Raw genomic sequence first — 16,223 nt, forward strand, 5'->3', positions numbered from 1 at the left:
GGTGATGCCAAAGGAAGAGCGAGTTCAGCCCCTGCACCATTGCAGGCAGGCCATCGAGCAGCTGGAGGGGGGCATGCGTACGGTGCATAAGGATATGCCCGGCGATGGGTTGTTTATTCCCCACAAGAATGAATTCGCGGATTTCGGGCTATTGGAGGCGCGAGGTATTCAAGTGGAGGAAATGCTCAGCCGAGAAGCCACCTTGGTCTCGGAAATTGCTTCTATGAGGGCGCAGCTCAAGCTTGCTCGGCAGGATGCTCACGCAGGGCGTAAAAAGCTGGACGTTCCATGGCTCAGGAGACTCAACTACGCCATCATCATGCGCAATAAAAGCGTTAGCCGGCCTTCGAGTGGATCGTGGTTTGGCTCAGTATCAGCAGAAGGAGGAGCGGCGCAGGTTGACGCTGCTGACTCAGCTATCCGAGCAAGCGCTGTTCGTGCGCCATGCTAAGCGCCTCCTTTCAAAGAAGGTCTTGGAAGAGATTCGTGCGGCCGTTCGTAGCGAGGTGTCGGTGGTGGTGCCGCTGGTGCCTGAGCATGCGCTCGATGACTGTACCTAAGCGCCGGGGGCGCCAGATGTTGGTCAGTCCTGGAGAGAGGCAGCCCGTGTCCAAATCTACGAGGAAGGGGGAGCGACGAGACTTGGAGATGCCTGTCAACGGGCGTGATCGGATGTTCGTGAACGCTGATGGAGTACAGTGAAAAATGGTGCTTGCCACGCTCTGGCATGCAGTCCATAAGCTCATCCACTGAAGCGGGGCTAGCCTGAAAAAAAGCTAATAATTTCAGGGGGATAGATGCCTATCAAGTGTCTCGCTTCCCGCTTCAGTTATAGATCCACAGAGTTCCATGGAAGTCTGTAAGTCGACGAAAAAAGGCCCTTAGGGCCTTCTTTCGTTCCAGTGGGAAGCGCGCTGAATCGCCAGCTCCGAGAGTGCCATGGTGACCTCCTGGACCTGTCAGAGACCAAATGCTCGTCTCGTACCCCACCAAGCTCCACCGGAAAAGCGAATTGGGGCATTTCCAATTCTGGCCTCAAATCTGGCCCTAAAAATGCCCGGATAGTACCGGTTTTTTCGCGCCCGAGTCACCGGAAAGGTCTGGCATTTCGGGTACGACTAGGCTGGCAAGCAGAAGCGCATGTCGTTCGGCAGTTAGTTCTCAGCTCGGGCTCCGGGAGGCCCACACCAAGCGGGATGAAGCACGAGCGTTGATAGCCCAAGGCACCCATCCGAGCGAGCAACGCACGTAACAGCGTCTTGCAGTTCGCTTCTCCAGTGATCATGCCTTCGAGGCCGTATTCAATTAGTGGATCGCCTTCCGTCGGTTGTCGCACCTATGCTTGGCCACCTGCCCATTTGGCAGCAGCACTTCACTCAATAGGTGACTGACAGTCACACCGGTATTCGGTCACCACCTTCCGCCCAGCCCCACGTGCGGCTATAAGCCGATCCAGCGGGTTATAACGCAATTCGCACATTCCCTTGCGAATGTCGTTGACGCTGATCAGGCGACAGAGGTTGTCGTAGTGGTGGTGCACCGCGTTGGCAGATGCCGACAAAGCGGTAGGCCAGACATTCGGGGGAGGTAGTCGAAGCTGTGATGTCAGCTGTGCTGAGCGCCATCGAAGCGGCTGGGAGGCTGAGAAGACCCTGCCAGTAGACTGCGGCGAAGGGCGAGAGAACGAAGTGCGACCATGATCACATCCTGCGAACGTGGATGCTGGCGATTGGATCAGGCGAAGATTAAACAATAGGCACGGACAAGCTTTACATTCTTGGCAGGTGTCCCACCGGAATCTCAGTGGAGGTCGCGAACCTGCGCGGGTAGGCTATTATTTTTGCCAGTGTAGAGGGCCAATCATTAGTATTTTTCCATCCAACTTGGGTTTGGACAGGGATGCAAGCATTTCCTACGCTTATTCTCGAATGAGTCAGGATTCTGTATTTTTAAGGTGCTACGCAAACGGAGTGCCACCTCGCCCTGCATATCAGGTGAAGGCACTTTTAATTCCCTGGTATTTTTACCAGTAGACGTACACCGCATTGAACGTTAGCCTGATTTTGGATAAGCCACGACTTCATAGGGGTTATTGACATGTTCTATTCTGAGGTTACCGTAACAAACATTGTGGGTGTGCAGTCCCGCCCGGCCACTCAATTTGTAAATAAAGCAAATGACTACTCATCGTCAGTCTGGATTGAGCGCTCAGAAAGAAGGGTTAATGGAAAAAATCTGGTGAGTGTCCTAAGTCTAGAGATTAAGAAAAATGATATCATAAGAATCATCGCGGACGGGGATGACGAACAACAGGCGGTAGAAGAGCTCGCAAACATGGTAAAGTCTGAATTCGTTGCGTGAGTGCTGGCGCACACTTGAAGGCCATCTCTTTATATCCATCTACACTATCACTCATGTGGCTTGGGTGCTGAGCGCTGTGGTTCGTGTGAAACGGGCCGGCAGGAGTCGAGGAAGAAATGTTGGTCAAAAACACAGGCGCCCACTAGGGCGCTTATTGAGAGTGTGATGAGACTAAGAGCTTTCGGGCATCTTTGAGCAAAAGCGAAAGCTGGTGATCGCCCAATGGCTCAAAGCCGAGTCTAACATTAGAAGCGCACTGGCTCTTATCAATCGGATGAGTCAGTCTGGGTCGAACCCTACCTGATCCGCGGCAAGTAATGTATGACGGATGGCATCTTTCCGAAGACCTATACCAATGCCTCGTCCCTGATCCGTTAGCGACACAGCCAGTCGAGCCAGTATCGCAACTGGAATCGGATAACGCCCCATACCGCACACTTCACGGCGGTTGTACTTATCCATTTGCGCATGATGCCCCTCCTGGCAGGTCCAACTGCAGCGGTTCAATGCCGCGGGCCTGATCAATGTCCTAGGCGATGCGGATAGCAGCATTGGGTTAGCTGATGCCGTATTGCCACATGACGGGCGGCTTTTTCTTATGGTTCCGTAATGGCCAAGGCTAAGCTCTGTACGAAAAGAGATGTCGCAGACGCCGCATGGAGCAAGCCAGTGAGACGATGGCGGCATAGCTTGTCGCCAGTTTGTCGAAGCGTGTCACGATCCTGCGGTTATCTTCCAGCCAGCTAAACATGCGCTTGATGATGTTGCGCCGTCGATTTTTTGGGGGCCCGTTAAACAGTCTGGGTAAGCCAGGCTTGGGCTGGCGCTTAATTGAGTGCAGTGGGATAACGGGCTGTATTCGATATTGATCGCGGTGAAGGCGCAGCGCTTCGGCGTCATAGCACCTGTCCATGCCGATTGATCGCGTCACAACGCTCACCTATGTCGCGCTCTCCGCCGCCTCGACCAAGCGTAATAGCGCCGTCTATCTACGTCAGGTCATGCAGGCATTTACATCCAAGATCTACACCGCCCTGACTGACAACGGTGAGGCTTTCACCGAGCAGCCCAGGTGCCGCAACGGCGCGGCCAATCGGTCTGGTGGATCCATTCTCAATCGCGTCTGCCACGAGCGCGTCATCAAACATCGACTGACCAAGACCTAAACCAAGCGATCAACGATACCACGATCCCGACTACGCTGGGATGGAGGCGCACATACTGTGCCTTCGTGACGGCTTACAATTTAGCCAGACACCTCACGGCCTAACGATGGCACGCCCTTTAACATTAATCTGCACCCTTGCACTCCGGAGCCGTACAGCCGGTGATGTTATGTAGGGAGTTCTGTGGATTGTCTCAGGGTATTAATTGTTTGGACTACAGCCTTAGATGTGCCTATCAATTCTGCTAGGTGAGTAGTCTCTTGAATTTTGATTTACTGCAAGAGGAGATTGTTGAACCGATCAGGGTGAGTTATGAACGAGTGGATGTTGGCTGCTTCTCTTGTGATTTTGATGGCGCATTCTGTTAAAAGTATTGTGCTTCTGATGTGGGCCGGCACTGGGCAGGCTGAAGACATTGATATGAGCCCGTCGCCCCTCGTGAGTGTTCTGATACCTTGCTTCAATGAGGAGCGGGTTCTGGAAGCAACGGTCGCTGCGATTTTTGACTCCCGTGGCGTTAAGTTTCATTCGGTAATCTGCGTCGATGACGGATCGACCGACAGAACGCTAAATCTCGCTCGAACATTAAAAAATAAGTATGGCGACGCGTTCAAGGTTCTTTCTCAAAGCAATGCAGGAAAAGCAATGGCGCTTAATCGAGGTTTGAGGGAAGTTCATACAGCCAGCTTCGTCTGCATTGATGCTGATACGCTCGTTTTTCCTGATACGCTGAAGCTCTTGGTGAATTCTCTTTCTGTGCAAAATATTGCAGCGGTTTCAGGGAATATGATTGCTGGAGGAGGAGGGTTCAGTGATGCGCTCATTTGCCGAGGTCAGCGCATTGAATATCAAATTGCAAATGAGATTGAACGGCGTGCGTTTTCCAGGTTTTACAGTGTGCCCGTTGTACCTGGTGCAATATCGGCGTTTTTAACTGATCGGGTAAGGGCAGTAGGAGGTTTCAGTAAGCAAACATTGGCTGAAGATACAGAGCTTACGATGTGCCTTCTTTCGCAAGCCTACGGAACGCTCTATCAGCCAGCGGCGTTAGCAGTGACGGAGATTCCTACGGCATGGTCCCAGCTATATGCGCAGCGGTTGCGATGGAGTACTGGAAAGCTGCAAGTGGTCGCTTTGCTTTCTCGACAATTCTGGCGAAAAGGGGGGTGGGCATTCAAGATATGGCTTTATGTATTAATCAGCCACTGCATCGCTCCGCTGCTGATCATTCCGACTTTTGCGGTGGCTTTATCTTGCCTTGTTATCGAAGTGTGCCGTGCTGGTGTGTTCAATTGGCTGTTCCTGCTATCGCTTTTTGTGTTTGGCTGCTGCTGGTCAGTTTGGCGGGGATGCAGAAGATACGCTGCACGGGTAGGGGATAGTCAATGTGCCGAATCATGGTGCGGGCATCTTAACGGTGGAGTCGTGCATACGCTGATATCGATGCTTGGGTGCATCGCCACATGGAACGGACTGTTACGGTTTCTATTCGGTAAGACGACGGGTTGGGGCAAGTTGAACCGACGGGGTGATGTGCAGTTGTCGAATGTCAGGCGAGAGTAGGTCGTGCAAAGCGCGTTTGTGCTCGATTGCGGCCGCTTCCGCAGAGGCCCCGTCATTCCGATGCGCTCGATGAAGCGCAAGCCTAAGCCAGGCTGCCTAGGTTGTTCGGCCGTCTTAAAGACAATCGCCCCCGCGTGACGCGTTTCGACAAGCGCGCAAGAAATTGATGCCAGCGATGGTCTCGCTGGCTTGCTCCATGCGGTGTCGACATCGCCCTATTTCGTGCAGTACCTAGGTCTCCCCCTCTATCGTTTCCAGACAGTTCCGGGTTTCTTGACAGGCCGCCGACGAAGCATTCAATTTGACTATGAGGCCAAGCGCAGAGTCGGCTAGCCTAATGTCCGCTTTTTACAGTTAGTCAATAAGCCAACCGGGATACCCCTCGACCAACGTCCCACCGTGACTGGTAGTGTCGCCCGCTCTGGCAGCAGGTTGGCCTTCGATGAGCGTGCAGTTTGCGCCGGTCTCGATAATGGCCCCGCAACTGATGCGGTCGCCCACCCGCGCAACGGCCTTGCCATTCACGAATGTCGCGCTTGCACCAGTTTCTACCGTGCCGGCTCCATGCAGTGGGCAGTCATGGGCATGGCCGATAAGGACGATGGATCTCAATTGGGTCTCCTTTTATCTGGCTGTGGAGGGGCTTGCTCGAACGCCTCCGGCGGTGGCGGCGCAGCCCGGACGTTGAACAACCAGCAGACGCCACACCAGCAGAGAGCGACCGTGAGGTTGTAGGGGAACAGCACGGCCCAGAACGGCAGCTGCCAGTTTTTCTTGCCTTGTAGTTCCCCGGGCTCCCCAGTTCGCCAAGGCGCGTAATGACGCCAGGCCTCTGCCGGGGTCAGGCAGATAGCATGCAGTGGTCGGTGCCACCAGTTCGCCTCGCCGGGTGGCGGTAGTTTGTCTGGGCCGTAGTCCATGAAGTGGCGCAGGTATTCCCACACTTCTGCGACGTGCTTGATGTCTGGGTCGGTTGGTTCATTGCTGTCGACCCACAGGCAATCTTTCTGATGGAGGCTGCCGTCTGCGCGGCGGGGGGCGAAGGCAAGTGCGTAGCTGGTGCTGAAAGACGAGCCGCCAAATTCGGTGCGTTGGAAAACGCCCCCGCCCGTGTTGTGCCAGTCAAAAACTAAAGTCTTGCTCAAGCGTTTGTAATATATTTTTTTTGTGGAGCGATTAAAGTAAATACTTGATAAGCCTTTGATAAACCATACTCTATAGCAAAGAAATGGGAGGAAAATGAAGGGAATAAGCGCTATCCCGAAAACTAATAAGGGTTCAGATCTGAAGTCACTCCAGCTTAAAGCGGAGAATAGAGGTGGGTAAAAGCCGGTCGTTACCATAATTGTCATTGCGCAATAAAGTTTTCCCATGAAGACAGAGTCCGTCACCCATGGGTTGCGTAGCGACAATACACGCTCAGACTTACTTAAAAGTTGTCCGTTTATAGCTGATTGATAGCCGGATTTTGAGTTGGGTTGAAATATCCACAAGGTTGCCATGGTCAGGGCTCGAGATAGAAGGTTGAGTTGAGTTCAATATCTTTCATCAATTCTCCATTGACGCGATAGGCTAGACGAAGTGAAATGCGTTTCTGATTTGCTGCCGAATGTTTGAAATTCAGTATCAAGCCGCTTTTGACTAGGTAAACAACTGGATTTATTGCAGGCACCTCTACTCCTAAATCATTGCGGGTGGAGCTCAAGGTCGCCGACCATTCGCTGCTTCCTACTAAAAAGCCCGGTAAATAAATTGTGAATTCTGCTATCCTTCCAATTAGGCTTGCGTTGGTATTGGTGGTAATTGGATTTACAGTTACTGATTGAAGGTTGTTGTGCCATTTAGTGTCAAGGTTGGCTATGCCGAGTTTCAAGGCTTGTTCATTTGATATAGCTTTAGGTGCGTAATGTTCATTGTGCCACGCCGCAATTTCCGCCAATAACGTCGTGAAGTTAGGAAGTTTTTTTTCGTTATCCAAGACTATATCAGGCCGAATTTCTCCATCATTGATTCGGTTGCCAAAGATGCTGCGGGCTGCCCATAGCTCAATCGGGCTATGGAGCTGCGCATATGCTTTTGAATGTAGATAGACGCCTCCAGCAATGATGGCTATACCCGCAAGCACAAGTGCAGCTGCGCCCCACCCAGCGAAAGGTATCAGAGACGTAGCTCCCGCAACCGCAAGTCCAGCCTCTAAAACTATAATGGATCCGATTGCCGTATTGGTCGCTGCAGCAGCTGTATATCCGGCTGCCGTTAAGCTGCCATTTGAAATTTGGCGCGCTATCTTGAGACTGTCTGAGACTATCCCCGAGACTATTGCAGGATAACCAACTAATCGCGCGAAAAGATTACTGCCCAAGAATTTTATCAAGCTGTTCCCAAAAGCCATCCCAGGCACCGTCGGCATCAATCTCAGCATCACCGCCTTCTGCATCGCCCGAGCGCTGACCACCGTCGCTGCAGCCGCCCCCATCACTCCAAATATCGACGACGCAAACCCCAGCGCGTCTTCCGGCGCAGCATTCTTCTGCAAGCTGCTATAAGCGGCTTTCAGTGAAATCACGTTGAACCACAACATCCCCGCGTTCAACACGCCGCCACTGCCCGACGTGAGCAAGCCAATAATGTTGGGTTTTAGATGCGCCCTGGTGGTCAACTCGATCGCTATCGTGCGGCTGCCTGAGATGCGCAGTTGCTTGATCTCCTCAACTTGAGCCATGCCTTTGTTCAAGTACTGTTCAACGGCTTTGCTGAACGGGTTATCACGAATGATCTTATCGGTGATCTGATATCGCGCCGCCAGCAACCCCAGTGCCTTCTCGGCATTGGCCTCACGCGCCGCTGCCAGCACTTGCTGACGCAAGCCCTTGCTGGCGTCCCAGCGCGTATTGCCACGCAGGCGCTTGAGCACCACGGTTGTGACAGTTTGTGCGGTGAGTTCGGTGATGCCGGCGCTCGCCGGGAAGCGGCCGGCCAGGCCTTCGATCACGTTGTCGGCGGCGCCCAACAGGCTGCCGACCGCATCGGCTTTGTCCTTGAACGGGTTAAATGGGGTGACGGCGGTGTACAGTGGGCTATCGTGCCTATCGAGCCACTGCTCCAGGCGCCTGAACCGCGGGTCTTGGTCCTCGGTACCGGGTGTGGGTTGGCCCATGGGGTGAATCAACAGCGCCAGGACGATTTCCAGTCCACGGGCGGACGTCAGATCGTCCCGGTCGTAGCAGGCCAAAGCGGCAGCCAGGCTGTAAGGGTCATCGAGATGCCCTGGCTCAGCAGTGGCCAGCCAGGCGTCGTGATCGTGGCTGGCTTGCAGGGCAAGGTCACGCAGGTGTGCCATGCGCTGCTCCAGCGCATCACGCTCATCGAGGAATTGCAGGTATTTTCGGGTATCGATGCGCAGGCCCAGACGTGCCCCATTTTCGGAGTAGCGTTCGTGGGTGAGGGCCAGGTAGCGTACAACTGCGGGGGAATGGGCTGGATTGTCGCGGGTCGGTCTCAACCGGGTACCGGCCAGCTCCGGGGAAGGCGCACCCACCGGATAAAGGCTCTCCAGCGTCTTGTTCAGCAACATGGCCACCAGGTTGCGGTGGTGAAAGTCGCGGCTCCTTGGGCTCACGTGCTCCACGTCCAGCTTGAAGCAGGACGGCAACTGCTGTTGTTCGGGGCTCTGCGCGGGCTTTGTGTGTTCCAGTTGCTCGGTGGGCATCAGATCGCGCAGTTGATGCTGGTAGGCCGAGACCGACAGGCCCAGATCCAAGGCCACGCCCTCGGCGTCAGCGAGCGCTACCACTACCGGTACTTTCGGCTGCGACCACGGGTAGTGCCGAGCCACTGCGCTGAGCCTCCCGACCGGCAAGGTCGCGGTGACGGGGTGGCTGCTCCAGGTCAGGGGCATGCGCCGGTTGGCGGGCTTGAAATCTTCGACCCAGTGCTGCAAGGCGCTGACGGGCAGGATGTGCGGCTGGGAGGAGGGGGCCTGATTGCCCGCCACCAGTTCGGCCATGTCCAGCAGGCGCATGTGCCGTTTGCGCAGGGCAGGCGAAGCGCACATACGCGCGGTGGTGGCGTTGGTCCACAAGTGGGGGCTGTAACCGATCCAGACTTCCTTGGCTGATTCCTGGCAGGTATCTGCCCATACCCAAGCCATGGTCTGGCCGGAGAGATAACGATCGCGTCGGTGGTAATTGTCCAGCCCCCGATGGCGCAACTCTCTGTAGTTGCCCTCTCCATCGTATTCATGGATGACCAGCATTTCGCCCAAGGGGCCTTTCATGAACACATAGACGTAACCCGGGCGCAGGGCTCGAAGCGTGTAGGCACAATGCCGTAGCGGGGGCAGGCGCTGCTCCAGCGTGAAACCTGCGTCGTGATAGAGGCAAGGGGGCGTACCGGCAGGGCGGGGAACGACCGCGTAACGTACCGGCACAATGGGCACCCGCGCGCGGCAGGCGGGGCCGGCAGTGGGACTGCTGACCGAGGCATCAGTCATGGCGTGTTTCCTTGCTGTCGATCAGCGCTTGAAGTTGCCGAAGTCGTGCTTGAGGTGACTCTTCGAGGTTGGTGTAGATATCCCCGGCCTGGCCGCTGCTGATGATGGACATGTGCTTGGCTGTCATGCGAATGAATTGGCCGGCAACGTCCTCATCACGGAAATTGAGCGCCTTGAGTTGCGGCAGAAGGGTTTCTATCCAGCGATGGATTTCGGCCAATGTGCGGTTGGTGTAGGCCGGCGTGGCCAGTACCTCGTGAGCCAGTGAAAGGACAAAGTGTTCGTGCAGGCCGGCCTGCAGTCGCTCCAGTTCATCTGGGCCGAGGGTCAATGCGGGCGCAGTGAGAAAACGCGCAGCTGTTGGACGGCGCTCGAGCACCTGCCATTGATGGGCTGGACCCCAGTTGGTTCGCCATGCCAGCCTGGAAATGGGCCCCAGCCATTGCTCGCGGTTGCGTTCGCTCAGCGCATTCAGCCACGCCGAGAGCTGATCCGGTCTGAACTCGAAGATGGCGGTACCCTGATCGGCAAGCGTCACGTGCACCAGGCTGGTGAGGTGGGCATTGAGTACATCAAGGTCGACGTCAGCGTCCAACGCGATGGCGCCATCAATGGGCATCCAGGTCTCGATGGCATGAGTACGCAGCGCTTCTGCTTCTGAGGTATCTAGCAGCAGTGGGCCAAAGTCATACCGCTCATCCAGCGCGCTGCGCTTCCAGAGCCAGGCGTGTGGGGCAACGTGGCTGATGTCTTTGATCAGGTCGATTATCGACGGGGCATAAGCGGGCACCCATCCGCCGTCACGGGGCACCGGTCGATACGCCCAGCCCTCGAGCGTATTGGTCATGAGCAGTAAGAACCGGCAGTCGTAGGCGACATTGCCGTTATCGTGATCTTGCACGGGCACGGTGCTCACTGGCCCGGCCTCTTGAGGCAGCGGCAGTCGGGCAGGGGGCATGTGCCGTCTGCGAGGCGCCCACACAGGCGCTCGAGCGGTTTGCCGCTGACAAAGCCGCTGGCGATGGAGAAGGGATTGGAGTTGCCATCCGGTGATTGGATGAGTTGGCCATTGATGTGGATGGTTGAGCCGTCCAGGGTGATGCCCTGTTCGTCGATTCTGATGGAGCCGCCAGGTCCCCGGATGAGCACCGTCTCCGATGAGCGCAGATCGTAGAGACGCGTGCGTCTACGGATTTCAACACCAGCCTCCAGCTCGGCATGCCCTTGAACGTGCGCTTCCAGATTGCCGCCGATGCGAGTGTGATGATTGGCAGTGATGTGTTGGTGGCAATGATTGCCGATGGTTTCAACACGGTCCTTGGCAACGGTGATCGACTGGTTACGGCCGATTTTCAGAAAGGCGTCATTGCCAATCGTCGCGCGTTCGTCATGGCCGATCGTCTTTTCGCGAAGGTTGCCGATCAGGATGGATTCGTCGTGCTCAACCTGCTCCTTACGGTCGTTGCCAATTGTCGTCGTCTCATCGTGCTTGACCACATTGTTCTGATCCCTTTCGGCATGGATGAACACCTCCTGGCGTCCCAGTTCGTCCTCGAAGCGCAGCTCATTGAAGCCGTCACCCTTGTGGGTCTGGCTCTTGATGGTCATGCGGGTCTTGTGCTCAGGCAGGTCGTAGGGCGGCAGCTGATTGCCACAGTACGTGCGCCCGGTGATCATCGGCTGGTCAGGATCACCGTTGACGTACTGGATGATCACGTCCTGGCCGATTCGCGGAATGGCCATCGAGCCCCAGCTGCCACCGGCCCAGCCTTGTGACACCCGCACCCAGCAGGAGCTGAATTCGTTGTTCTCGCTCTCGCGATCCCAGGGAAAGCTGACCTTGACCCGCCCCCACTCATCGCAATAGATCTCTTCGCCCTTCGGCCCGACCACGGTAGCCATGTGCGGGCCGTCAATGCGCGGTTTTGCCAGAGGCGAGGGTCGCCATTCGATCCTGCCGGGGACCAGGACGGCGCTCAGCGCGTACCGCGTGCTCTGCTCGGCATTGGTCGCCTCTTCCTGCAGGCTGGTGAGCTGGCTGCCCTGGTGAGTGACCGTGTTCACCCGCCAGTGCGCATTGAGGTCGCGTCTGGGGTGACCGGTCAGCGTGAAGCTCAGGCCCGGTTGCAGGCGCACATCATCACCTTGCACGTGCGCCAGCCGCACATCGTGACGCAACGCCATGACCCGGTTTTCCGTGAACGGTTTACCTACGGCATCGCGCTTGTAGCGCCCTGGATAGTCGAAATACTCGTAGTCCCTGGATTGGTGCTCCAGGAACGGGCCCGTGGCCCTGTGTTCCTGGCGGTAGGCCGGGTTGGTGAAGGTGTAGTCACGCTGAACCTGGCTTGCCGTGCGCACCTGTTCGCTGTAGTTCAAGCGGCGCAAGCAAAAAACCGGTTGGTCCCCACCGCTGTTGGCGTGGTACAGGATGGTATGGGCGCCCAAGGGCTGATCGTCCCCGTGAAAGCCTTCGTCTTCCTCGTCGGCAGTGACGGCGCCATGGCTGATCAACCCCAGTGACAGCAGCCGATCGGTGATGATCAGCGTGTGCTGTTTTTCACTGTGGGCGAAGCGATAGACGAAGCCTTCTTCGGCTAAAAGGCGTGCGATGAACGCCAGGTCCGTCTCGCCGGCCTGGACGCAGAACTCGCGGACCTGATGGTCCAGGCTGGCGTGGATTTCGTACGGGTCGATGCCCTGGCGCTTGAGCATCAGCGCCAGTATTTGCGGCACGTTCTTGTGTTGGAAGATACGCCAGTTCGAGCGCAGGCCGGCGCGGGCCAGGCGTGGCTCGACCAGCGCATGATAGTAGGTGCGGTGGAAGCCGCTTTCAGCCTGGGTGAAACGGCTGACCAACCCGTGCACGTAGCGCACGGGACGCGCGCCGTTCCAGAGGGTGAACAGCACCGGCTTGTCGAGCAAATGGCCGAAGTCGACGTCGTGTTCGTAGCTGATCAGCTGCAGTTCGAGGGTGAATGGCTGACTGATGCCTTCCTTGAGTGTGAACGACACCACTTCGAATTCTGCATCGCCAACCAGGGGTTGGAAGCTGTAACGCAGGTCAGATTGGCGAGGCATAAGCGATCCTTGTCCGCCTTCCTTGATTTGAACGGACCGCCAACACAAGGTCGCCGGCCAGCGTATTCATTTGAAGCCTGGACAGTGTTCCAGATGCCAAATTTTATATTCACAAGGGCTGTTATCGCCTCGCAGGAAGTTCCTGATTCTCCGTAGGAATTTTCGTTGCAGACCGGCCCTCATGCTCGATGCTGCGGCTTACTTCGATTACCTGAGCGCCAACAAGCGCCTCGAGGTACCTGTCAAAATTGCCAGTGTCACCCAGGCTGTTCTCAACGTACGTTACCTTCTTTACGCAATGGCCTCGCCAAGGAAGGTTCGAATGAAAAGATCAATCATGGTGTTCATGTTTGCTGGAGCGACAGCCTGTTGGCCCAGCCTCCACGCAGCGCCTATCAACGCACCTGCGCAATCTGTGCAAACGCATCTGGCGGCGTGTCATGAAAAAGGCAGTACGGTGAATTGCGAGGTCTCAGGCGTCGCCCGAGTGGGCGAGCGCGTGGTGCTGGCAAACGACAAGCAGATGCCCAACCCTGGCGACCCTGCCATTTTCACAATCGGGCTGGACGCTCAAAACCGGCTGGCTGGACCGCCGAGTTACCTGGATAGCCAAACACTCAAGCAAGCCGACAAGTATGAAGGGCTCACGACCACGCTGGACGGTAAGTACGTTATTGCCATCACGGCCTTCAACAAGGAGGGGACGGCAGGAAACCCCGGGGCAGATGCACTCAACACACTGTTGTATTGGCCTGCAGACGCGCCTGCCGAGGCGAAAATCGTCAATGAGTCAACACGAGGAAATGTTGCCAGTTCGCGAGATTTGCGTGAGCGCATCAGTAAAGCCGTAGGGTCGCCTTACTACCAGATCGAAGCCCTGACTACGGCACCAGACGATCGCCTGCTGATAGGCGTGCGCAAGTATGGCGAGAACAGCAAGGCCGCTGTTTTCTCGTTCTTGTTATTGTCCGTACCCTTTCGAATTGACCAGCAACAGGCCGTCATGGGGGACGAACTTGAAGTGGTTTGGCGTATCCCGGCAGCTGAGTTGGCAAAAAAGCTGGGCCCAGCCCATTCACCCCGTCCGGAACTGGGGCTCTCCGGCATTGAGTTCGATCGCTACAACAAAGACCGTTTCTACGCCGTGACCAGTTTTGAAAAAAGTGACGAGCTCGGCGGTTATCTCTGGGTGCTGCCTTATGAGGGTAAGCAGATAGGTCAGCCCCAATCCGTGAAACAGAAGGACGGCTCTGCAGTTGCGTTCAATCACAAGCCAGAAGGCGTCGAGGTGCTCGACCGCGATCATGTGCTGGTCGTGCATGATGACGATCGTGTCAGGGTCAAGGACCCGAACGTTAGCAGGCAGCGCGAGGCTCACGAATTTTTCTATAACATTGTGGACTTCAGTACGCCTTGATGGGGCTGGTGCGCATGGGGAAGAACGGAGCCTGATAGTTTTGCCAGTAGACCTCGTGTCGCCATTCCCGTCTGATGAGGTGCCGTCACACCGACGGCGCTTACATTCAAGGGAATGAACTCATGCGCCTACTGAAAGCAAGCCTGCTTCTTTTTCCGCTCGCCTGGATCAACGCCGCCATGGCGCTGGATCCGAACGAGCAAGCCTACGCCGATGCACCTCCTACACGCTTTCTGGTGTATTCCGTGACCTGGCAACCGACATTCTGCAAGATGAAACCAACGACCGCTGGCTGCGAGCAACCCCCTCAGCGCTTTTTAACCCACGGGGTCTGGCCCTACAGCGAGAGTATTGGTAAATACACCAACCGCCATCCTCAGTTCTGCACTCGGTCGCCGGCCTGCGCAGAAGGTGAGGCATGCGCGATGAGTGAAGACGCCATGGATAAGGTGCTTGACAATGCCGACTTGCGGGCGTTGGTGCCTAGCGATCCAGCCGGGATGTTCGCGCACGAATGGAAAAAGCACGGCACGTGTTCAGGTCAGACGATGCAGCAATACTTCGAGAACTTTGTAACGCTTCGCAAGGTGGTCACCTTCGAGGACGAGGCCGCGTTCAAACAGATGATCGGCAACGCAACGATGTTCTCTGAGATTCGTAAGACCTTCCCTGCAAACACTGCATTCCGCTGTTACAAGGACGTCACTGGAGATCAGTACTTGCATGAGGTTTTTTACTTGATTGATAGCCAGGGCGAGCCTTATCTCAATGAACGCAATTTGCAGATTGGCGTCCAGTGTGCTGAGCAGCATACATGGATCCCGCGTGGCCGGGCCTGATAAAGCTGAACGATACCGGTTGGATGAATAGGTGAGCAGAGGCATGTTCAAACCCCAGCACAGCTGTCAGTTTTGCCAGTTGTGCAGGGCGCTTTTCCCTCTGGCACTGCAGCCGTGTGTGAAAGAACTGAACCGAATGCTAATCATGGGCGCGCCTGCCGCAGGTCCAGTTCTTTCGCACCACTATTTCTGGGTAGGCAGACCAATCCAGCCCTGACCCCCAGCGTGGGTACGAGCCGCCTATCACGTCAATGCTGAGAAACCAGGGCAGTCACCTGGCTTACGGCCTGACGGACGTCGTCGAGCACAGCGACATCATGGGCGGGTCGTCAGGCGTAGATGCCATTGCAGCACTGAGGGGCTGAGTGGTCATCATGCGCATGGCGCCTTGCTGCTCAGACTCGACGTGCGGCGTATGTTCCACAGGTTGTACCACCAGTGACGTCACGCTGGCCTGCTCGCGATGGTGCTGCAGTATTTTGTCGACCATATCCTGTGTGGTCGGCGTCTGAGCACGGTCAATTACAGACAGCACGCCGCCAGAACGAAGAATGCGATCGGCGATCTCGTAAACCCTGTTCTGCACGAAGATTCGATGTTCATAGGCTGTCGGCATCAGTGCTAGATCGACCGCGGCGTTATGTCCACGTGCATCATGGGTACCCAGCAACCAGCACGCGATGGCGTCGAACGTGGGCTGACGTTCGAGCCATGCTTCGAGGGCGGGGTCATTCAAGGCATCGCCCTCGATGAGCACGCAGTCCGCTTCGGGTGCTTCTGCGATTTCGCTGTAGATCAGCCGGTAGGCGTTCTCATCGAGGCTAACCGGCGTTTCCCTGGAAATGACCTCGACGCAGAAGCCCGCGTCGGCGAGCCGCTTGCGCGTCGCCGCAATGCACTGGGGGTTCTCTTCCACGCACACGACGGTGTGCCCCTGTTGCAACAGCGCCAGCGTGGAATAGCCGACGCCACACCCGATCTCCAGCGTGCGTGGGAAGCCCTTCACGCGTTCGGCCATCCAGGTGTAGTGACCCTGCGCCAAGTGACCTTCGGAGTTGATGCCCCAGCTCTTGATGTATGCTTTGCGAAAGCTGTTCAGCTGGTAGATGGCTTGCGGCTGCGGGCCACTGCCGCCGCCGCCGCCGCCGCTAGCAGACCGTCTCTTGGCTTTCTTGAGGTCACGTCGTCTTTTGCTGTTGATGCTCATGGCTGCTCTCCCTGAGGGCCTGTGTGTGCATCAGGATTTTACTTGGGACGATCGTACTTGGCTGTAAACGAGGTGTTTGCACAGCTGACAAGGGTTC

General features: G+C 56.2%; 12 protein-coding genes and 1 pseudogene. 6 read left to right on the forward strand and 7 right to left on the reverse strand.

Features of this window, described 5'->3' with window-relative positions:
* Positions 1-4 precede the first annotated feature (4 nt).
* Both FH041_RS03285 and FH041_RS03295 read left to right on the forward strand, forming a co-directional pair.
* Positions 5-451, forward strand: coding sequence for a hypothetical protein (locus FH041_RS03285; protein WP_088523583.1), 447 nt, complete (start codon positions 5-7; stop codon positions 449-451).
* 1,646 nt (positions 452-2,097) lie between these two features.
* Complete coding sequence (locus tag FH041_RS03295; protein WP_088523582.1) at positions 2,098-2,361, forward strand: HPr family phosphocarrier protein; 264 nt, start codon at positions 2,098-2,100, stop codon at positions 2,359-2,361.
* 619 nt (positions 2,362-2,980) lie between these two features.
* Here the strand turns inward: FH041_RS03295 and FH041_RS03300 are convergent.
* Positions 2,981-3,271, reverse strand: a pseudogene (locus FH041_RS03300) (IS5/IS1182 family transposase); the annotation flags it as partial.
* Position 3,272: 1 nt separating this feature from the next.
* On the opposite strand from FH041_RS03300, the gene FH041_RS03305 reads away from it, so the two are divergent.
* A complete protein-coding gene (locus FH041_RS03305; protein ID WP_088523581.1) occupies positions 3,273-3,527 on the forward strand; it encodes a hypothetical protein in 255 nt (84 codons plus the stop codon).
* Positions 3,528-3,839: 312 nt separating this feature from the next.
* Positions 3,840-5,090 (forward strand): glycosyltransferase family 2 protein, encoded by a 1,251-nt coding sequence (locus tag FH041_RS03310; protein ID WP_088523580.1) that lies wholly within the window; start codon positions 3,840-3,842, stop codon positions 5,088-5,090.
* Positions 5,091-5,444: 354 nt separating this feature from the next.
* Here the strand turns inward: FH041_RS03310 and FH041_RS03315 are convergent, their stop codons facing one another.
* From FH041_RS03315 to FH041_RS03335, 5 genes are read right to left on the reverse strand one after another with little or no spacing between them, the layout of a single operon-like run.
* On the reverse strand, positions 5,445-5,702 hold the full coding sequence (locus FH041_RS03315) for a PAAR domain-containing protein (RefSeq protein ID WP_088523579.1): 258 nt from the start codon (positions 5,700-5,702) through the stop codon (positions 5,445-5,447).
* Complete coding sequence (locus FH041_RS03320; protein WP_125922167.1) at positions 5,699-6,592, reverse strand: DUF6708 domain-containing protein; 894 nt, start codon at positions 6,590-6,592, stop codon at positions 5,699-5,701. The genes FH041_RS03315 and FH041_RS03320 overlap by 4 nt, the downstream gene beginning before the upstream one ends.
* A 2-nt stretch (positions 6,593-6,594) precedes the next feature.
* A complete protein-coding gene (locus FH041_RS03325; RefSeq protein WP_140174176.1) occupies positions 6,595-9,582 on the reverse strand; it encodes a T6SS effector BTH_I2691 family protein in 2,988 nt (995 codons plus the stop codon).
* Positions 9,575-10,525, reverse strand: coding sequence for a DUF4123 domain-containing protein (locus FH041_RS03330; RefSeq protein ID WP_373456137.1), 951 nt, complete (start codon positions 10,523-10,525; stop codon positions 9,575-9,577). The genes FH041_RS03325 and FH041_RS03330 overlap by 8 nt, the downstream gene beginning before the upstream one ends.
* Positions 10,495-12,663 carry a type VI secretion system Vgr family protein gene (locus FH041_RS03335; protein WP_140174177.1) on the reverse strand — a complete coding sequence of 723 codons (2,169 nt, stop codon included), beginning with the start codon at positions 12,661-12,663 and terminating at the stop codon, positions 10,495-10,497. Before FH041_RS03335 ends, FH041_RS03330 begins: the two co-directional genes overlap by 31 nt.
* Before the next feature lie 181 nt (positions 12,664-12,844).
* Here FH041_RS03335 and FH041_RS03340 point away from each other — a divergent pair, with 181 nt between their 5' ends.
* Both FH041_RS03340 and FH041_RS03345 read left to right on the forward strand, forming a co-directional pair.
* On the forward strand, positions 12,845-14,080 hold the full coding sequence (locus FH041_RS03340; protein ID WP_231977275.1) for a hypothetical protein: 1,236 nt from the start codon (positions 12,845-12,847) through the stop codon (positions 14,078-14,080).
* A gap of 122 nt (positions 14,081-14,202) precedes the next feature.
* Positions 14,203-14,919, forward strand: a complete 717-nt coding sequence (locus FH041_RS03345; RefSeq protein WP_049695742.1) for a hypothetical protein — start codon at positions 14,203-14,205, stop codon at positions 14,917-14,919.
* 280 nt (positions 14,920-15,199) lie between these two features.
* Here FH041_RS03345 and FH041_RS03350 read toward each other — a convergent pair whose 3' ends face one another.
* Positions 15,200-16,126, reverse strand: coding sequence for a methyltransferase domain-containing protein (locus tag FH041_RS03350; RefSeq protein WP_140174178.1), 927 nt, complete (start codon positions 16,124-16,126; stop codon positions 15,200-15,202).
* Positions 16,127-16,223 lie beyond the last annotated feature (97 nt).

This window comes from Pseudomonas sp. SWI7 (assembly GCF_006351945.1).
Classification (GTDB): domain Bacteria; phylum Pseudomonadota; class Gammaproteobacteria; order Pseudomonadales; family Pseudomonadaceae; genus Aquipseudomonas; species Aquipseudomonas fulva.